We start from the raw sequence: 18,861 nt of genomic DNA on the forward strand, positions 1-18,861 counted from the left end.
CTATTTACAATTAGAATTCAGTCGTCGTTGCTCCATCGTCCACTGGAGCTATGATTTCCTCCCAGAGGCACTTGTCCATTGAAGTGTCCACTGAAATATGAAGTTTTATATCTGGATTCAACACTTCTGGTTCTGTGTATTGAGAATGAAAAAGAATTGTGTCAGGAAGTTCCTTTAAGTAGTTGAATACTTCAGGATATAGGTTTCCATCTCTATAAGTCTTACGCTCAATCTTCATAATATTTATCTTGACCATCCAACTAAAGGCAATCGTTCGCATACTACATTTGTAGTATGCGACTATTTTATGTTAATTGCCAGAATCAAGCAATACTCGCTAAATCCTAATTAGAAGTGTCAACTCGTGTTACGATGCCAGCAGAAAATCTGGCAAAACTGCTATGCCATTAACTCAAGCTGTATAGCTATTAAATCATTGAATTTTTTCCTGATAAAACCTTCGGCAAGAGGATTATCAGGACGCTTTCCGTATATCTTTAAAAATCGAGGATTACCCGGATTTTTTCCCCATGAGACCCTGTCATTGCGCTTACCAGTACGGCTACACGGAACAGCGTCACAATTGATTGAGTTCTCAAATTTTCTTTGGCATCCCCCTGTCTATCTACATTTAGTAGCAAGGCACCCGAACCTGTAACAGGGAGTTTAGAATTAGACCATTCGCAACCTGAGACAAAGGCAAAATGCCTGTTTTGGAGCCTATTCTGGAGCCTGTTCTAACCTGGTTTGAAAACCAGGGTTGGCAGCCTCTATCGTTTCAACTGGAAACCTGGCAGGCATACCTGGCGGGTAAGAGCGGCATAATCCAGGTGCCGACGGGGTCGGGCAAGACCTATGCCGCTGTCATGGGTCCGATCGCCGATCTGCTACAAACTCCCGCCCAGGGTCTACAACTTCTCTACATCACTCCCCTACGGGCACTTTCCAGGGATATTGAGCAGTCGATTCAGCGTCCCATTTTAGAAATGGGTTGGAACCTGCGGGTAGAGTCCCGGACGGGCGACACGACTTCAGCCCGCAAAACTCGCCAGCTCAAAAACATGCCAGAAATTTTGATCACGACTCCAGAGTCCCTTGCCGTGATGCTGGCATATTCTGGGGCGCGGGGATTGTTTAGATCCCTGCGCGGAGTCATTTTGGATGAGTGGCATGAGTTAATGAGTTCCAAACGGGGTACCCAGACGGAACTGTGTTTGTCTCACCTGCGTGGCATCTGTCCCAACCTGCAAACCTGGGCAGTGTCTGCCACGCTGGGAAATGTCCGGGAAGCGGCTCAGGTGGCAGTAGGGCTGGGCGCGGATCCGGTGATCATCAAGACGAACCTGAAGCGGAAAACCGTGATTAAAAGCATTCTGCCGGAGTCGGTAGATACCTTTCCCTGGGCAGGGCATCTCGGTTTGCACATGCTGGGAGATCTGGTGAACGCGCTGGATATGGAGAAATCAACCCTGATTTTTACGAACACCCGCTTCCAGTCAGAGCGATGGTTTCAAGCGTTGTCGTTTGTGATGCCAGAGCATCTCGATCGCATTGCTTTGCATCACAGTTCAATCGATGTTAAGGAACGGGAAGCGATTGAAGCAGGACTTAAATCCGGTGCAATTAAATGGGTGGTTTGTACCTCCTCCTTAGATTTAGGGGTTGATTTTCAGCCCGTTGAGCGGGTGGTGCAGATTGGCAGTGCCAAAAACCTGGCGCGGTTATTGCAGCGGGCGGGGCGATCGGCGCATGTACCGGAGGGCACCTCAGAGGTGTTCTTTCTACCCACCCATGCCCTGGAACTGCTGGAAATTTCTGGGGTGAGAAATGGTTTGGCAGCAGGCGATGTGGAAGTCCGACGACCACTGAACAAGCCCTACGATGTCCTGATTCAACATCTGATTACGCTTGCCTGTGGGGATGGCTTCAGGGCAGAGGAAACCCTGAAAAATGTGAGAGCAACCGTTTCCTATGCAAACCTGACCGATGCAGAATTTGCCTGGATTTTGGAATTTATTACTCAGGGCGGTCAGTGCTTGAGTTCCTACCCGCGCTACAAGAAAGCTGTTTTAGAAAACGGGCTTTATCGAGTTTCGGATGCCCAGATTGCCCGGATGCACCGGATGGGCATTGGCACCATTACCTCAAATCAGGCGGTTCAAATCCGCTATCTCAAGAGCCAGAGCAAGATTGGCACGGTTGAAGAAAGTTTTGTTTCCAAGTTAAAGAAAGGAGACGTGTTCTTTTTTGCCGGGAAACAACTGGAGTTCTTCATGATGAAGGACATGGTAGTTTACGTGAAGGCAGCACACAAAAAATCCACGGTAACGCCAACTTGGGCAGGGGGCAACCTGGCAATTTCAGACTCCCTCAGTAGCCACTTGCGGAGCGAAATTGAGGCAAGCCGTGCCCCTTCAGGGTTAAACCAGGAGTTGAGCTGTGTTCTGCCCATCCTGTCTGCTCAAAAGCGAATTTCTCAACTTCCGGCAACTGATGAACTATTGATTGAGGTGTGTAAAACCCGTGAGGGACAGCATTTATATGTATTTCCATTTGAGGGGCGGTTTGTTCATGAGGGTTTGGGATTCCTGTGGGGATACCGTTTTGCCAACCAAAAAAGTACAACCTTCACCATTTCCGTGAACGACTACGGATTTGAAATCCTTGCCCCCAAAGATTACCCATTTAAGGAACTGTTTTCAGAGCGATTTTTTGATAGCGATCGCCTTCACGCAGACCTCAAAGCCAGTCTCAATCTCTCAGAATTAACCAGCCGCAAGTTTCGTGGTATTGCCCAAGTTGCGGGACTGGTGTTTAAGGGCTACCCCTCTGCCAAAAAAACGGCAAGTCAGCTCCAGGTCAGTTCTTCTCTCATCTACGAAGTGTTTTCCAAATATGAACCCGAAAACCTGTTGCTAAAGCAGGCAGAAACGGCAGCTTTAGATGAGCAATTAGAAGTGCATCGTCTAGCCAAAACCCTCGATCGCATCCAGCAACTAACTCTGGTCTGGAAAGAAACCAAACGACCTTCCCCCTTTGCCTTTCCGCTCCTGGTCGAGCGGCTAAACTCGCGCATGTCCAATGAAAGCTTGCTGGAGCGGATCGAGCGAATGAAACAACAATGGAATAACAAAAGCTAATCCAAAAAAAGCACACAGAAATAACGCTCCCAGTCTGGGGGAGTCAACCCCTTGCAGAGATGGTCAAGCTGGGAGGTCCTTAGCCAGATAGATGTCCAGAGTGGGCGATCGCCTGCTACCGTCTGCCCTTAAAGTAAGGCAGTCCCAGTGCTGCTGGAGCTTCTCCCCGTTTGGTCTTGCGGAGCAGGACTAGCAGGGTCAGCACGTAAGGTAACATCAGCAGAAACTCATAGGGAATTTCCTTAGCCCCAAACGCCTGAATGCGGTACTGCAAGGCATCGGCAACACCAAACAGCAACGCCCCCCACAGTGCCCGGGCAGGATGCCAGCGGGAAAAGAAAACCAGTGCCACCGCGATCCATCCTCGTCCTGCGGTGACTCCTTCCCGAAACAGGTGAAGTTGCACAACGGTCAACACGGCTCCGCCTAAGCCAGCCAATGCCGCTCCGATTAAAATGGCTGCATAGCGAGTCAGCGCCACATTAATGCCTGATGTATCGGCGGCGGCTGGGTTCTCTCCAACCGCCCGGATTTGAAGTCCCCAGGTCGTGCGAAACAGGAAAAACCAGCAGAGGGGCACCAGCAAGATGCTGATGTAAACCATTGCATTGTGGGTAAACAAGACTTCCCCCAAGACTGGGATTTGCGAAAGTAAGGGCAGTGGATCATCCGGCAAGCCCGTGACCCGTGCCGTCGTTGAACCAAACTGCTGGCGGTAAAGATAGCTAGTTAACCCCTGCCCAAACAGCACCAGGGTAACTCCGGTAACTACCTGATCGGCTTTGAAACTGACGGTCAGCACCGCCATGATCAGCCCCATCAGTGCGCCGCCAAGCATCCCCGCTACCAACCCTGCCCAGGCACCCACCATTGGTAGCCCTAACCCATACTCCACTCCATAGGCAACGGCAAAACCTGCCAGTCCCCCCACCAGCATCACCCCTTCCAGTCCCAGGTTCAGAATGCCTGCCCGTTCAGTAATAATTTCACCCAAAATTGCCAGTAACACCGGAACCGCTAACCGAATCCCGGCAGCAAACAGGGCAATTAGAAATGTCCAACTCAGAATTTGATCCCACGGCATGGGCACTATCTTACAGGCATACTTGGCTGAACAGGAAGAAGATTGGGAACCAAAGTAGAATTCAGTCTATGAGTTCTGAAGATGGGCATGATAAAACATTCCACACCAGTACTTACTGTATTGAAGAGGGAATTGCGATGACCTACGATTGGATTAGTGAACGAAATCTGGCACTCCAAGCAACGTTCCTGTCAGAGCCTAAATGCCGAAGTCGTTGATGCCTCTTCTCCAATTAGCTTTTATTCACTGCGGCGGGCGATCGCGTCCCCCGCCAGCACAAACAACACCACTAATGCCTGAATTACCTGGGCAACCGCTACTGGAATTTGGAGGCTGATTTCCAGCGATCCCGCCCCAATCGTGAGCGCAGAAAACAGCAGTGCTGCAATCAGAACCCCAACGGGATGAAGTTGCCCCAACAATGCCACCAGAATTGCAGTGAAGCCATAGCCATCCGAGATATTGCCTTTCAGTCGGGTAAAGGAATAGCTAACTTCCATAATTCCGGCTAATCCTGCCAGTCCCCCGCTCATCATCAAAGCTGTTAGAATGCTGCGGTTTACTTTGATTCCGGCATAACAAGCAACGCTGGCGCGAGAACCCACCGCCCTCAGTTGAAAGCCGAGGGGAGTTCGCCACAGCAGAATGTAAACAACGACAACCAGCACCAAAGCCAGCAGCACTCCCCAGTGTAAACGGCTGCCAAACAGGCGCGGGATTTGAGCAAAATCGCCAAATTGGGCAGATTCGGGTAGAAACCCATCAGGGTCGCGCAGGGGAACCCGAATCGCAAACTGCACCAGCAAAATAGCGATGTAGTTCAACATCAGGGTGACGATAATCAGGTTCATGCCCCGCTGGAGGTGCAATAAGCCTGCTAACCCACTCCAGAGGGCACCCCCCACTACTCCGGCAAGCAGGATAGCCGGAATCAATAGCCAGGGTGAAAGGTCTGGCAAATTCAGGGCAACGATACTGCCAAGGAGTGCCCCCCAGTAATACTGCCCCTCCGCTCCAATATTCCAGACCCGCGATCGAAAGGAGACTGTTAACCCCAAGCCAATGATCAGCAGGGGGGTGGCTTTGAGAATGGTTTCAGTAATCTGACGACTTCCCCCAAACGCCCCTAAAACCATGACTTGATAAGCCTGGAGAGGATTTTTCCCGGTCAACAGAATGAGGAACCCTCCGATCGCCAGTGCCAGGAGAGCACCTATGGAAGGATAAAGGATGAAGGATAAAGGATGAAGCGCTTTGAGCGTCTGGAGTTTGGATCTCAGGTTAGCGGAGAGCATGGGGAGGGGGAAGAGTTGTTGGTTGTTGGTTGTTAGTTGTTAGAGAGGTGATAGGGGGCAGGCAATCAGAAAGGGGTAGGAGAAAGCTTTCTTCAGGCTGTTCCATATTCTAGGAGGATCTCAGGCTTAGACCTCAGAGGTTTTTCAAAACCTCCGAGGTCTGGCAACTTCCCCTTTCCCCTTCCCTTGAAAACTTTCAACTCTCAACTTTCAACTCCCCCTCCCCCCAACCGAAATTCCTGGCAAACATTCCACCGCTTGCCATCGTGGATAAGTAGGGTCAGGTGGGCAACTGTAAACTCAAACTGCAATTCCTGGTGTTGAAACTCTGCCCAGGCGGCTCGAAAGTTAGGCTTGGTCAAATCCCGAAAGCCAACGGTTAAATGGGGAGCAAAAGGACGGGTCTTGGAGGCTGGCTCGGCAATGCCCAGTAAAGTTTCCAGGTGCGTCATAAGTGAGGTTTGCAACTCCAGTAGTTCTGGTGTTTTGATCACATTGATAAAAATGACACGGGGAACAAATGCTCCAAATCCTGAAAGAGTCATAGGTACAGGAGATTGGTGCGCAGAAAATTCACTGAGGGTATCAGCCAGGGTTGCCAGATCTGCTGTTAACCAGTCAAACGGGGGTTGTAGGGTGACGTGGGGCGGAGATTTTAGAGCTGCTCGACTGTGGTAGCGATCGGCAAAGATTTGCTGAATACTGTTCGCGTGATCCTGCACCGCTTGGGGCGGTAGCAGGGCAATGAAAAAGCGGCGTTTGGAGGAATTTAGGGGGGTTGGGTCAGTCAAGGGAGTGGGATGTTGGGTGTGTAGGGGTCAGGTGTGAGAAGATACTTTTCAAACATCCTCTAAGATACACTTTGGCTCCCTTGCCGCCCTAACTCACCCGACTCCCTCATTTCCCTTAATTACACTCAACTGCACTTTACGATCACTGAATTTTGCCGATGCCCTGGTTTGTCAAAATTGAAGAAGGAATTGTCGATAAGGCAACGTTTGACCAGTATGTTCCAGCGCACCAGGAGTACGTTAAAGACCTGATCCAGAAGGGGCATCAGGCAAAGACGGGCTACTGGGGAAGTTATGGCGGCGGAATGCTACTGTTTCAAGCGGCATCAATGGATGAGGCGCGGGCGATCGCAGCCCATGATCCTTTAGTTCAAAATGGGTGTGTCGAGTACAAGCTTTACGAGTGGTGCATTGTGGTGGAATAGACATTAAGAATGCACCGATTGATTGAACGGGTCTATTGCACAATAAACAGACGCTTTGCGGCACGGGTTAGCGCTACATAGCAGAGCTGGTTTCGTTCAATAATGTTCCGATTGACCAAAACATCGGGCAGATCGATAAATACATCTTGAAACGTGGATCCCTGGCTTTTGTGTACCGTCAGGCTGTAGGCATAATTGACATCGTGAAACTTCTGCTTCATTTCCCAAAACTCCTGCCAGCGCTTTTGTTCCGCATAGTCCTTGAGTAGTTGTTGAAAGGTTGGTTGGCTCAGCTCATGCAGCACGCGCAGAGTACGAGAATTACCTTCCTCCGTTAATACCTCCAAATACCAGACAAACCAGGATCCTTCCTTGCCTTCGTAAACGTCTAAAACTTCGCATTCAGCCGAAGTTTGGAGCAGGATCATATCCCGTTCCAGGCAGGGATTGTTGGCAACCAGACGTTCCCCTGGGACAAAGCGATCGACATCTTTGCTAAAGATTGCCTCCCGGATGAATCGATTTAGACTATCCACTCGCCGGTTGGTGTAGGCTAACGCCCTCACCTGGTCGGGATTTTTTTGATATGCCTGACTGGTAAAAGCCCGAATGAGTAGCTTTTCCCAATGCTGCCGCCGCAGCACAAAAATGCCTTCCGTCTGATCGGGGTTGGTGTCGTTCTGGAATCGAGGCAGATATCGGCGATCGAGGTTTCGTCGAATGTTTTCAGCCAGCACCCCGATCGCCCCCCCATACCGCACCACTTCGGTCAGTTCAGCCCGGTGGTAGATCTGGCGAAAACAGGGGGATTCGGTTTCGCCCACCGGAGGAAGCTGGGCAGGATCTCCGACAAACAAAATCTGGGTGCGCTCATACAGACTGGAAACCGCCGACACTAACAGCCCCCACATTTCCTCATTAATCATCGAGCATTCATCCACAATGATCAGGCTATAACGCCCAAACTGACTGGCTTGCTCAGTATCAATTCTGAATATCTGTTTGCCCGTCTGCTCATCTACAACGGGTCTTAGACCCAACAGTTTGCAACAGGTCATGCAGTCCAGTTCCAGCCCCCAGCGATGAGCCATTGTGCTCAGAACCTTAGTGGCTTTATTGCTGAAAGCAGTCAGGACAATCTTGCGACGATTTTTCTGCTGATGCATCCGGGTAACGAGCGCATGCAACAAGGTCGTTTTGCCAGTCCCGGCATATCCTGTCAGCAGGTACAACTTTTCCTCACCCTGAATAAATTGTTCCAATGCTTGCAGGGCAGACCACTGCTCGTCGGTCAGCGGAATCCCTGGCAGAATTTCAGGAATTGTGCCGGGAGTTTCCGTATCAGGTGGCGGTAGTTGAAAAGAATCCACAGTTCTAGAGGGTGCGCCTGCTCGACCTTGCCCATTTGGACTTAGAAATGAAATCCCAACCCGTAATGGTGAATCCTGAAACGGTTTTGACAGCCATTCTGCCACTGAAACCGACCCAAAGGCTACCTAACCTTGCAATTAACACCCCTACGGCTGACCGATCTATGGCTGACAGATAATGTTATGCTTTAGGAGATCCGGACCCATGCGATCGCGACGCCCAAATCTTGTCAGGACCGGAAGGTAGCAGCAATACGGGATGCTTGCGATAGGCGTGGAATCCGGGTCTTTTAGCCGGAGCTTGATGGTCAGAGTCGGTTTCGCTTCATAGCCGCTCAATTAGACTGATTGAGACTCGAGAATAAGGACTGCTAACAGGCACGATAATAAGAATTTGATCATTAATTAAGACCTTCAGGTACGGTTTTTACCCGTAAAGTTTAGGGACACTTTGCCAGCTTTCTTCCTATGCTGGATTTATTCAATATGTTCTGAGGAGCCTGGGCAACTATGGGTTTGGGAGATCTGGTTCAAAAAGCGGTCTATCTTGGCATCGGTTTTGCATCCTATGCAGGCGAGAAAGCAGGCGAAAAACTGACTGAGTTGAGATCTCAGGTACAGAAACTAGCCGATGAAATGGTTGAGCGGGGGGAAATGACTGCCGACGAAGCCCGTAAATTTGTCGATGACATGGTTAATAAAGCGCAACAGTCTGCGGCTGAACCGGCGGCTCCTGAAAGACCAGCAGAGCCTCGGCGAATCGAAATTGTTACAGATGATGAAGAACCCGATTCTTCCCCCCCGAGTCAGACAGAGGAGATGCGACGGCAGGTCATGGACTTGCAGGAAGAACTTAGACGGTTGAGGAAAGATAATCCCTGACACGAGAGTTTTGGGAGCAGATACAATTTGAACTAGAGTCAGGTGATCCCCCTATGGATGCCAAAGATGTTCCAGTCATTGAACTCTCATATAGTGATATGCGATCGCACGATTGCCAGGAATTTTTGGTTAGGGGATTTTAGTTCTGCTCGTTCAAGCATGACAAATCGTTGCTCAAATGTTTTACCTAGATCAGAACGACCCCATACGAAGGATGCAACAAATTCAAAGAGTTAATTTCTGTTTTACTTAAAGACCGACTTTTGCTGACCGTGAAATAGCTTCTATCAGTTAGTTCGTCGGAGAAAGACGGTGTCAATATCCCTTTTACCAGGTTAGTCAATTGGCTTTTGGGGAGATGTATGGAAGATTGGTCATTTAATTTCTTCGAGATGATGGAAGCTATGGTTAAAGAGGTCGAACAGTTTTTGACCGAGATCGCCAAAGATGTTGGTGAAATGGTGGATTCGTTTGTGGCAACCTCTGAAGAAGCTGTCGAACAGATGCAAATTGCGTTTGAAACGGAAATTGAACCCCACCTCAACGAATTCTTCGATCCCATCCTGGAGGCATACCTGGGATTTGAAATCTCGGTAGAGGAAACGACTCAACCCGTCATTCACACCGTTGAACCATTTCTAAACGACCATCCTGCCTGTGTTGGGTGTCGCCACTATCATGGTCAGTCCTACGGTGGCACCATGCTGGTCTGCGGAATGCACCCCTACGGTTGGGAAAGCGAAAAATGCCCAGATTGGGAATCTGTATGGAAGGGTGAGGATAAAGCCTGAACGATTGACACTGAACTAATCAATCTGATGCCCCCCGAAATCTTTGAGATTCCGGGGGGCTTGGAAAATATTCCATGCCAATTCTCTGTCCGTCAGCCACCCCTGACAAATCTCTACTAGGCGAACGGTTAGAGATCTGATAGGGTTTTTAGGACAGTAGACAAATCAAGGATTGGGAAGCATGGGAGGACTGAATGGGCGGGACTTGCTCAGTCTAGCTGACTTGACTGTGGGCGAATTGCAAGAGGTTCTAAATCTGGCAGCCCAGTTGAAATCGGGCGCAGTTCATTTGAAGTGCCAGAAAACCTTAGGATTGCTGTTTTACAAGGCATCGACACGCACCCGCGTCAGCTTCTCAGCCGCCATGTATCAGCTAGGCGGGCAAGTGCTTGACCTCAACCCCAGCGTAACGCAGGTTAGTCGAGGGGAACCGATCGCCGATACTGCCCGTGTCCTGGACCGTTACCTTGATATTCTGGCAATTCGTACCTTTGACCAGCGCGACCTGGAAACCTTTGCCGACTATGCCAGCATTCCCATCATCAATGCCCTCAGTGACCTGGAGCACCCCTGTCAGGTACTGGCTGATTTGCAGACGATGCAGGAATCCTTTGGCTCACTGACTGGGTTGACTCTAACTTACGTGGGGGATGGCAATAACGTTGCCCATTCCCTGATGTTGGGCTGCGCGATGGCAGGGGTGAATGTTCGTGTCGCTTCCCCTGCCAACTATCAACCACTGGAAGCGATCGTTGACCAGGCAACCGCGATCTCCGACGGTCGTACAGAAGTGATTGTCACGCTTGACCCCATTGCTGCAACCAAAGGCACCCATGTGATTTATACCGACGTGTGGGCAAGCATGGGGCAGGAAGATTTAGCGGAAAGCCGGATTCCCATCTTTCAACCCTACCAGGTGAACGAGGCACTGCTCGAACATGCCGATAGCGAGGCGATCGTCCTTCACTGCCTGCCCGCCCATCGCGGAGAAGAGATTACTGACAGCGTGATTGAAGGACCCCAATCTCGCGTGTGGGACCAGGCAGAAAACCGAATGCACGCTCAGAAAGCTTTGCTGGCGAGCCTTTTAGGGGCAGAGTAGGGGTAGAGGGGTGAAGAGTTTTAAGTTGAGAGTTTTGAGTTGAGAGTTTACGGGTAATTGAGTGGTTAGTGGTTACGTGGTCAGCAAAACTCCCTGACACCTAACACCTGACACCCAACACCTATCCTCCCTTATACACAAAATTTAATTTTTGTTCGGTTGCAAAAAGCTGGACAGACGTGCAATATGATGGTACACGTGTTCTAAGTATTGCTTTTCTCTGTTCAAATTTATGGAACCTCTTACTGAAGCCCAACAAGAGCTATATGACTGGCTTGTAGAATATATTCAGGCAAATCAGCACTCACCGTCTATTCGGCAAATGATGCGGGCAATGGGGTTGAAGTCTCCAGCGCCGGTTCAAAGCCGCTTGGAACATTTAAAGGCAAAAGGATACATTAGCTGGAATGAGGGTAAAGCCCGCACCATTCGGCTAATGCATGCCGGTTCTCCAGGGGTGCCGATTCGAGGGGCGATCGCCGCAACGGGTCTGGTGGAAACCTTTCAGGATGTAGAAGTAGAACATCTCGATTTTTCCAACCTGTTGTTAAATCCTCGCTATTTCGCGCTGCGAGTTAGAGGGTTGAGCATGATTGATGCGCTAATCGATGATGGCGATGTGGTCATCATGGAGCCTGCAATCGATCCAAAATCAATCAAACCGGGCACCATTGTTGCCGCTCATGTGAATGGGCAAACCACACTCAAGTACTACAGCCGCAAGGGCAGCAAAGTTACCTTAGAACCGGGCAACCCTGACCGGGATTCTTACCCTGTGATTGAATTACCTGCCAGTCAGGTAGAGATTCAGGGATTACTGGTCGGTGTCTGGCGGTTTAAACGAGCTTCATAGCAGAGAATTTTCCCACTCAGGTAATCAGGCTTCGCTGTGGCATGATGGCTGAATGTCGTGTCTAAACCACCTGTCCGTTAGCCATTGCCTGAACTGTGAAAGAATTTCAATCTCTGCTGCGTGTTTTTCAAAGCCAGAAAATGGTAGCCATTCTGCTGCTGGGTTTTTCCTCTGGTTTACCCTTTGCTTTGACGGATGACTCCTTTCGCGCCTGGATGACCCGTGCTCAACTGGATCTCAGCACAATCGGCTGGTTTAGTCTGGTCAGCCTGCCCTATTCCCTAAAGTTTCTGTGGTCGCCTTTTCTGGATCGATTTATTCCGCCCGTTTTGGGACGCAGACGGGGCTGGATGGCGGTGGCACAGGTGGGGCTAATTGGGGCAATTCTGGCCATCGCCCTCCAGATGGCACTCATTGTTAATCAGGAGGGACAGCAGCGAACGTTGAGCCTGCAACTGCTGGCCCTCACCGCCCTGGGACTGGCTTTTTTAAGTGCAACCCAGGACATTGCGATCGATGCTTATCGTGCGGATGCCCTGGAAGAACGGGAAGTAGGGGCAGGTGCATCCCTGACTATTCTGGGCTACCGAGTTGCGCTGCTACTCACCGGGTGGATTGCCTTTAACCTGGCAGATCGCATTACCTGGCACTGGGTCTATGGCTTGATGGCGCTATTGATGCTGGTTGGTCTCATCACTTCCTTTCGGGCACCCGAACCATCCCGTAATGCCCGCCCACCCGAAACCTTAGAACAGGCAGTTGTTCACCCGTTTCTGGAATTCTTTCGTCGTCAGAGATGGCGGCAAGCCGTCTTTACCCTGGTTTTCATCATTGTGTTTAAGCTGGGTGATGCCATGGTTGCCAAGATGGCAGTTCCCTTCCTGGGCGGCAAAGGACTGGGCTTTGCCGATGCTGATATTGGTAACATTCGGCAGGGAATGGGCTTGATTGCCACCATCGTTGGGACCCTGGCAGGTGGAGCATTTCTCAGTCAGCTCGGCATTAACCGTTCCCTTTGGGTATTCGGAGGCTTGCAGGCAGTCAGCAACCTGGGCTACTTTGCCCTGGCAGTGATAGGCAAAAACTTTACTGCCCTGGTGCTTGCCGTCAATGTCGAAAACTTCTGTGGGGGACTGGGTACCGCTGGCTTTTTGGGCTTTCTCATCAGTCTATGCAATCCTCGCTTTTCGGCAACCCAATTTGCCCTCCTGTCCAGCTTGATGGCAGTGGGAAGAGACTTTCTGGCAGGTCCTGCCAGCGGTGAACTTGCCCAACGTCTAACTCAGTCTGGCCCCCCGCTCCAGGGAATGACGGCGTTGGCAGGAGCCGCCGAGCCTGGATGGGCACTTTTCTTTCTAATTACCCTGGCGGCTGCCATACCGGGGCTTGTCCTGCTACCTTTCTTTGCCCCCTGGAATGCACCGCATACAAATTCCCCTATCACCGATGAGAACGACACTGACACACGATAGGATAAAAGAAGAAACGTCACAAATCTTGAGTGAAATCTCAGGAAACTCTATCTTTCTTTAATAAAGTTTTTGCGGCTGTACCTATGGTTTTCTTCCGGCAGTATGTGGCTCCCTTTTTAATTGTGCTTGTGTTTTTGGTGGCGTTAGTTGCGGTGAGTTCCCGCATTTTTCTGCCATCGGACATGGCGGCTCCGGCTCCGGTGGAGGAGTCTACTCCTCCAAGGGCAACCGTTCCCAAGTTAGACTCAGTCGCCGATCTACCCCCTTCCCTTTCGACTCTGATCAAAGGCTTACCGGATGAGATTGCCTTGACGGAGCGGCTGTAGGGTATAGATAGGAAACAGGAGCCAGAATGCCTGACGTGTTGCCTCAGGGTTATCGGCTTTATTTAGGCTCCAGCCTGGATCGTCCTCTGCTGCTGAAGTTTATGCGGCAGACCTATAAAGAAATCGAGTCAGGGCAAGATTATTCGCACCTGGCTCAGACCGTTGACCAATATCTTTCCCAAGAGACCCCCCTGTGGTGGGTTGAAGTTACAGATAGAGAACCACTACTTCCATCTGCTCGGCGACAGCCGATCGCTGGTCTCTGGATGGGAACTGCCGTTGACCAACTCCGGGGCGATCGCCACACCCATATTTTTTTACTTTACGTCACTCCCGATCACCGCCGCCGAGGGTTGGGAACTGCCCTGATGCGTCAGGCTGAAAAGTGGGCAACGCTAAAGGGCGATCGTCAAATTGGACTTCAGGTCTTTCAATCGAATCAGCCTGCCCTCAACTTATACTACAGCCTGGGTTTCCAGCCCCAGTCGTTGTGGATGGTTAAACCATTAAAGTCGGGGGGATTGACGTGAGAGAGTCGAAAGGGAAAGGCAGAAGGTCGGAAGCTTACGTCGAAGCCTGACCCTGACCCCTGACTGATTCTCACCCCTCACCTTCCTGAAAGGGAAGGCTCCAGGGTTTTCACTGTCAACACCTGGGGGGGCGTAGAATCAGGCGGGTAGAGGAGGTCGATCAAGACAGTGCGGCGATCGCCCGAAGGCATATTCAAAATTACCAGGGGTTCTCCTTCCTGCCCCCGCTGCATCGTGACATGGATATAGCGCGTTTGACCCACTCCCTGGTCATCTGTATAGCGGATACGCACGGGACCCCGGAAAAATATCCGGTTCTCAGGCGGTTGAAAGAACAGTAACCCTCCTTTGGCTTTGTCTTCTTTTAAGGGCGTTTGCAGGGCGATCGCGATCGTTTCCCTTTGCCTGGTCTTGTTATGGAGCGGCAACGTCAAACTGTACTGAATCCCATAGTTACCATGAGCTTGATAGGCGGTATCCGGGTAGCGGGCTAACAACTTGGCACTCTGAATCTGCCCTGTCCCAAAAGTGCCCCGGTAAAGGGTGCTAAGTCCGTAGGAAAAGGCATATCCTCGCTTGGGGATACTGAGATAGTCCACCTTTGGGCTATCCGTCAGATTTGCCCGCCACTCAGAACCCACCGCCACTCCAGCAACACGTCCGTAGATAACCTGGGCATAATCCCTCTGCATGGGGGTTGGAGCAATATCGCGAGGTCCTGCCAAACTGCTATTGACCAGAAGCGTCTGCCATTCATCCAGTGTGGGAAACCGCTCTGTTCGGTCTGGATTGAGTGGCGCAAACATTGCCAAACTTGCCACATAAACAGTGCCGCTACTCGACAACCGAAATAGGCTCGATCGACCGTTAGAGGAAGGGGTCAAATTCCCCACCGGGATTGGCAGATTCATTAACATTTGACTGCCACCGGGAGGAATAATAATCGACGGTGGAATACTGCCGTGTCTGCGCCCTCGCAGCACATCATTCATTGCCCGACTTCCCGGTCCGGCATAGACCTTGCCCAGAGGATCTTCTACAAAAGATGGCAAATCCACAAACAGAGCATCTGGACGGGTCAAATAGCTGGCTCCTTGCAGCACATCCACTTTAATCAGTTGATCGGAAGGGTTGTAGAGGATGATGCCTTGAAAAAGAGTGCGAGTCTGACTGGAATTTCTGGCTCTGGCAATGTGATGGGAGAACACATCAAAACGTCCCTTAAAGGGAAAATTTAAGTGCGCTGAGGGGTCCCTCATCCCATTTGGAGGAAAGGTTGAAAGCAAAACTCCTTCCGTCTGAACGACTTCTGGACTGTTACTATTAAAAACTGGAACAGCATCCAGTTGCCCCGGCAAAGCCCGCAATTCCTGTGGCTGAAATATTTCTTGAATCTGAAGGGTCTCCTGAGGCTTTAAGCGTTCCTGCTGTGGAATGACTTCCTGAGGAGGAGGGGCTTTGGGGGCTGGAGGTGAGGGAATTTTAGGAGGTACTAGAGGGGCAGAGAATGTTTGAGCGAGTGTAAGGAAAGATAACAACTGAAACATGAGCGAACTTAAGAAAGTCTTACGTCTAAAGCGTTAGCGGTAGGGAATGGAAAGAAAGGGAGATGCAAAAGGATTAAATTTATTGTTCCCTATATAGATAAAACAATTTCCAAACTCTCCTGGAAATTCATTGAGCCAAACCCACTGAAGCTGCTATCATGCCGTGGCTAAAGGCGAAGGAAACAGAATAAGTCCTGATCATGTCTAATTCACAACAACTCAGTTACTTTTCCAAAGGGATTGATCATTCGTAAAACAGACTCAGAGAGGACGGTGGGGGTAATCACATTTCAATCTTCATACTCACTACGGATGATTATGCTCCTTATCGGGACTCTCAAAGATTTGAAGGAATAAAAGGTGAAATCAAAACCTTCTTAGCCGAGTATGCATTTTAACTTGAGATGAGGTCACAGTTTCCAGATCAATGAAGCAATTTGCACATTTATCGATCCAGATGTTTTTTTGGTCATCCCGCTTGACACGGCAACTAGGGATGGTTGCGATCGCCACGGTTCTGGCAGGTGCGATCGACTATACCCGTAATACCCCAGGAGCGTTTGCACACACTAAAGTGCTGATTGCCAGTAATTACTGTGAAGGACCCGCCCGCGATGGTTTGATCAATGGTCGCGGGATTTGCCGATTTCCCAGTGGAAATCAGTATGAAGGCGAACTGCGTAATAGCCGCCGTCAGGGAAAAGGGGTGTTCGTTTTTGCTGATAGCACCCGCTGTGAAGGAGAGTTTCAAAACGACCTGCTGAATGGCAAAGGCTTGTGCATCTTTCCCAGCGGCAACCGCTATGAGGGGCAATTTGTTAACGGTAAACGTCAAGGGGTTGGTGCATTTATCTTTGTAGATGGAACCCGTTGTGTCGGAGAGTTCCAAAATGACCTGTTGAATGGTCGGGGAACCTGCACCTTTCCTAGCGGCAACCGCTACGAGGGAACCTTCAAAGATAGCCAGAAGCAGGGACCGGGAGTATTTACCTTTGCGAATGGAACCCGCTGTCAAGGCGACTTTCGCAACGGTGTGTTAAATGGCTCCGGTCTTTGCACTTTTCCCAGTGGGAACCGCTATGAGGGAGAATTTCGCAATGGCAGGCAACACGGGCGTGGAACCTATATTTTTGCCAACGGAACTCTGCTTGAAGGAGTTTGGAGAGACGGTAAATACTTTAGAAGGTAGGTGGGGTGAGCGGTGAAGGAGATGAAGGTAGTTGAGAATTTAGAGTGAAGAGTTGAAAGTTAGGGGACGGGTAATGGGTAAACGCTGCCTGCCGCCCCCTTCCCTTACCAACTCCTTCTTTGAGTTTTTTAAAGAAAATCCTGTACTTTATTGCTGTTTGTAAGGATTACTGTCTCTTAGGACACATCATCCCTTAGACTGAGTTCCAAATTTCTAAGAGATGTTTGCTTAAAAGGTCTTGAAGTACTTATGTTTCACCTTTCCTGGCACTACGATTTATTAATCCTCTCTTTCTTTGCTGCGATCGCCGGTCTCCTTCTCCTATTAGCTGATAAACAGCCAGACTCCAACGACCCTGAAGGGACGAATCGGGTTCTATTAATGATGATTTTTGCCTATTGGCTGGTGCATTGTGTGGCAGTTGGCTTACAGAAGCTGGTTCTGCCTGAGTGGGAAATGGTTCTAACCAGTATTAAGTTGACCAGTGCACTTTCCTACCTGCTAACGTTTGCCTGTGTGCTCAGTTTGCCGTTGCATCGGGTATCCATACGGCAGACTGAATAAGGACGCTACAGACAAGGGCTGAAACACTCGTCTAACAGGTTCACCGATGGCATCAGTCTTTTTTATTGCCGTTGCAGGTCAAATTTTCATCGTGAAAACTTAACGGGCTTTTACCGCTTGAGCGATCGCAGTTTCCAGTTGTGTTTTGTTTAAAACCGTCAAAACAAACACCTCCTGGACAGTTTTGCCCTGCCGCGCGATCGCCTTGAACCCTCCGAGAATAGGCACAGAGACCTTCAGTGCCAATCGAGGGGCATGGGAACGAACCGGACCAATCACTCCCGGTGTCACTGTCTGAATCCCCTCCTGACAACATAACCGTTCTAACACTGGAATCAAGCCCGGAATGTGGGTGGAATGGTTAAGTACCAATCTGCCGCTATTTGAACGCCCTTTCAATCTCCCGCCCTCCGTTCCTTTTCCAACCTATCTTCTCATTTTTAGGGAAGGATGAAGGATGAGGGGAAAGGGGAACAAGGGAGCAGAGGGGTGGTTGTTAGTTGTTAGTAAAGGTATATGTCCTGCAATAGTAAGCCTCCAGCCCTCCGAGGTTTTGAAAACCGGAGGGCTAAACCTGGCGAATTAGTATCTTCTCTCTTCACTTTCAACTCTCCCCCTCGCCTCCCCTGACTACCTGCTATATCTAAAATATGTTGTGCATTCCCTCACCCTATGAACACTTCAGTTTGCTGTCGAAATCGCTGGAATCCTTACACAGTCATCCTATATTGGGTACTTGCAGGGTTAGTCTGGTTAATTGGCTTGATGATTTCAAAGGCGGCGATCGCGGCTCCTGCACTATCCAGTGACCTTTCTAAACAACCTGCCATTGAAGTGAAGGTCACTCTGGGTAATTCAGCGAATGAGTTGAAATTTGTTCCCGATCATCTGGAATTCCTTGGTGGTAAACGTTATAAACTCGTGCTGAGTAACCCCAGTTCCCAGAAGCATTACTTCACCTCTAAGGATTTTGCCGACAACATCTGGAACCAGAAGGTGGAAGCAGGCAAAGTCGAAATAAAAGGAGCGATTCACGAATTAGAACTCAAACCCGGAGCAGAAGCCGAGTGGGTATTCATCCCGGTCAAATCTGGTTCCTATCACCTCCGTTGCACCATTCCAGGACACTCGGAGGCAGGCATGGTGGGGGAAATAGTGGTTAAGTAAGAGCATCGGGAATGCAAAAGCAATCAAGTTGAATGTGGGTCGTAATGGCCCCGTCGCTCCATTGCCCTTTGCTTGGGTTTTTGCCCTGCTTCAGCAGAAACGCCTGCCCAATTTGCCTGTTCTAACACCACATCCAGTACATCCGAAAGGTTGCAATTCTGCTCATAGGCAACCCGTCTCAGGATTTCGTGATGTTCCGGTTGGATATAAACGGGTTTCCGTTGCGTTTGTGCCATTAAACGCATCATAAAATAAAGAACTTTCAACCACTATATCTCACTTCCTTAGCTCTATTGACAATTAGCTAATTAGCTAATTACTATATTTATAGTG

General features: G+C 49.9%; 20 protein-coding genes and 1 other RNA gene. 14 read left to right on the forward strand and 7 right to left on the reverse strand.

Translation table 11 applies throughout. From position 1 onward, the window contains the following. The first annotated feature begins 704 nt into the window (after positions 1 to 704). Positions 705 to 3,140 carry a ligase-associated DNA damage response DEXH box helicase gene (locus tag AC1S52_RS29955; protein WP_482032709.1) on the forward strand — a complete coding sequence of 812 codons (2,436 nt, stop codon included), beginning with the start codon at positions 705 to 707 and terminating at the stop codon, positions 3,138 to 3,140. A 115-nt stretch (positions 3,141 to 3,255) separates the two neighbouring features. Here AC1S52_RS29955 and AC1S52_RS29960 read toward each other — a convergent pair whose 3' ends face one another. Beyond that, positions 3,256 to 4,224, reverse strand: a complete 969-nt coding sequence (locus tag AC1S52_RS29960; RefSeq protein WP_482032710.1) for an ABC transporter permease — start codon at positions 4,222 to 4,224, stop codon at positions 3,256 to 3,258. Between the two features lie 68 nt (positions 4,225 to 4,292). On the opposite strand from AC1S52_RS29960, the gene AC1S52_RS29965 reads away from it, so the two are divergent. After that, positions 4,293 to 4,442, forward strand: a complete 150-nt coding sequence (locus tag AC1S52_RS29965) for a hypothetical protein (RefSeq protein WP_482032711.1) — start codon at positions 4,293 to 4,295, stop codon at positions 4,440 to 4,442. A gap of 21 nt (positions 4,443 to 4,463) precedes the next feature. Here the strand turns inward: AC1S52_RS29965 and AC1S52_RS29970 are convergent, their stop codons facing one another. Further along, the gene (locus AC1S52_RS29970) at positions 4,464 to 5,519 is read right to left on the reverse strand and encodes an ABC transporter permease (protein ID WP_482032712.1); all 1,056 of its coding nucleotides are present in this window, start codon (positions 5,517 to 5,519) and stop codon (positions 4,464 to 4,466) included. A 203-nt stretch (positions 5,520 to 5,722) separates the two neighbouring features. Further along, positions 5,723 to 6,310, reverse strand: coding sequence for a 2'-5' RNA ligase family protein (locus tag AC1S52_RS29975; protein ID WP_482032713.1), 588 nt, complete (start codon positions 6,308 to 6,310; stop codon positions 5,723 to 5,725). A gap of 158 nt (positions 6,311 to 6,468) precedes the next feature. Here AC1S52_RS29975 and AC1S52_RS29980 point away from each other — a divergent pair, with 158 nt between their 5' ends. Continuing rightward, positions 6,469 to 6,735, forward strand: a complete 267-nt coding sequence (locus AC1S52_RS29980; protein ID WP_482032714.1) for a YciI family protein — start codon at positions 6,469 to 6,471, stop codon at positions 6,733 to 6,735. A gap of 32 nt (positions 6,736 to 6,767) precedes the next feature. Here AC1S52_RS29980 and AC1S52_RS29985 read toward each other — a convergent pair whose 3' ends face one another. Beyond that, positions 6,768 to 8,105 carry an ATP-dependent DNA helicase gene (locus AC1S52_RS29985; protein ID WP_482032715.1) on the reverse strand — a complete coding sequence of 446 codons (1,338 nt, stop codon included), beginning with the start codon at positions 8,103 to 8,105 and terminating at the stop codon, positions 6,768 to 6,770. Positions 8,106 to 8,299: 194 nt separating this feature from the next. On the opposite strand from AC1S52_RS29985, the gene ffs reads away from it, so the two are divergent. The 8 genes from ffs to AC1S52_RS30025 all read left to right on the forward strand — a co-directional run bounded on the left by ffs (position 8,300) and on the right by AC1S52_RS30025 (position 14,061). Next, positions 8,300 to 8,396: signal recognition particle sRNA small type (ffs, locus tag AC1S52_RS29990), an RNA gene on the forward strand. Positions 8,397 to 8,615: 219 nt separating this feature from the next. Next, positions 8,616 to 8,987, forward strand: a complete 372-nt coding sequence (locus AC1S52_RS29995) for a phasin family protein (RefSeq protein ID WP_482032716.1) — start codon at positions 8,616 to 8,618, stop codon at positions 8,985 to 8,987. Positions 8,988 to 9,349: 362 nt separating this feature from the next. Then, positions 9,350 to 9,778 carry a hypothetical protein gene (locus AC1S52_RS30000; protein WP_482032717.1) on the forward strand — a complete coding sequence of 143 codons (429 nt, stop codon included), beginning with the start codon at positions 9,350 to 9,352 and terminating at the stop codon, positions 9,776 to 9,778. 181 nt (positions 9,779 to 9,959) lie between these two features. Continuing rightward, complete coding sequence (gene argF, locus AC1S52_RS30005; protein ID WP_482032718.1) at positions 9,960 to 10,880, forward strand: ornithine carbamoyltransferase; 921 nt, start codon at positions 9,960 to 9,962, stop codon at positions 10,878 to 10,880. A 232-nt stretch (positions 10,881 to 11,112) separates the two neighbouring features. After that, positions 11,113 to 11,733 (forward strand): transcriptional repressor LexA, encoded by a 621-nt coding sequence (lexA, locus tag AC1S52_RS30010; protein ID WP_482032719.1) that lies wholly within the window; start codon positions 11,113 to 11,115, stop codon positions 11,731 to 11,733. A gap of 95 nt (positions 11,734 to 11,828) precedes the next feature. Continuing rightward, the gene (locus AC1S52_RS30015; protein ID WP_482032720.1) at positions 11,829 to 13,205 is read left to right on the forward strand and encodes an AmpG family muropeptide MFS transporter; all 1,377 of its coding nucleotides are present in this window, start codon (positions 11,829 to 11,831) and stop codon (positions 13,203 to 13,205) included. Positions 13,206 to 13,288: 83 nt separating this feature from the next. Continuing rightward, positions 13,289 to 13,531 carry a hypothetical protein gene (locus tag AC1S52_RS30020; protein ID WP_482032721.1) on the forward strand — a complete coding sequence of 81 codons (243 nt, stop codon included), beginning with the start codon at positions 13,289 to 13,291 and terminating at the stop codon, positions 13,529 to 13,531. 26 nt (positions 13,532 to 13,557) lie between these two features. Further along, entirely contained in the window at positions 13,558 to 14,061 is a 504-nt protein-coding gene (locus AC1S52_RS30025) for a GNAT family N-acetyltransferase (protein ID WP_482032722.1), read from the forward strand. Between the two features lie 77 nt (positions 14,062 to 14,138). Here the strand turns inward: AC1S52_RS30025 and AC1S52_RS30030 are convergent, their stop codons facing one another. After that, complete coding sequence (locus tag AC1S52_RS30030) at positions 14,139 to 15,608, reverse strand: DUF3370 domain-containing protein (protein ID WP_482032723.1); 1,470 nt, start codon at positions 15,606 to 15,608, stop codon at positions 14,139 to 14,141. A gap of 478 nt (positions 15,609 to 16,086) precedes the next feature. Between AC1S52_RS30030 and AC1S52_RS30035 the strand changes: the two genes are divergently transcribed. Together AC1S52_RS30035 and AC1S52_RS30040 are read left to right on the forward strand one after the other, a co-directional pair. After that, positions 16,087 to 16,797, forward strand: a complete 711-nt coding sequence (locus tag AC1S52_RS30035; RefSeq protein WP_482032724.1) for an MORN repeat-containing protein — start codon at positions 16,087 to 16,089, stop codon at positions 16,795 to 16,797. A gap of 249 nt (positions 16,798 to 17,046) precedes the next feature. Beyond that, positions 17,047 to 17,361, forward strand: coding sequence for a hypothetical protein (locus tag AC1S52_RS30040; RefSeq protein WP_482032725.1), 315 nt, complete (start codon positions 17,047 to 17,049; stop codon positions 17,359 to 17,361). Between the two features lie 99 nt (positions 17,362 to 17,460). Here the strand turns inward: AC1S52_RS30040 and AC1S52_RS30045 are convergent, their stop codons facing one another. Continuing rightward, positions 17,461 to 17,760 carry a DUF2103 domain-containing protein gene (locus AC1S52_RS30045; protein WP_482032726.1) on the reverse strand — a complete coding sequence of 100 codons (300 nt, stop codon included), beginning with the start codon at positions 17,758 to 17,760 and terminating at the stop codon, positions 17,461 to 17,463. A gap of 273 nt (positions 17,761 to 18,033) precedes the next feature. Between AC1S52_RS30045 and AC1S52_RS30050 the strand changes: the two genes are divergently transcribed. Beyond that, entirely contained in the window at positions 18,034 to 18,528 is a 495-nt protein-coding gene (locus AC1S52_RS30050; protein ID WP_482032727.1) for a plastocyanin/azurin family copper-binding protein, read from the forward strand. 23 nt (positions 18,529 to 18,551) lie between these two features. On the opposite strand, the gene AC1S52_RS30055 is transcribed toward AC1S52_RS30050, so the two are convergent. Beyond that, positions 18,552 to 18,764 (reverse strand): hypothetical protein, encoded by a 213-nt coding sequence (locus AC1S52_RS30055; RefSeq protein ID WP_482032728.1) that lies wholly within the window; start codon positions 18,762 to 18,764, stop codon positions 18,552 to 18,554. Positions 18,765 to 18,861 lie beyond the last annotated feature (97 nt).

The sequence above is a fragment of the Kovacikia sp. CALU 1929 genome (assembly GCF_056784235.1).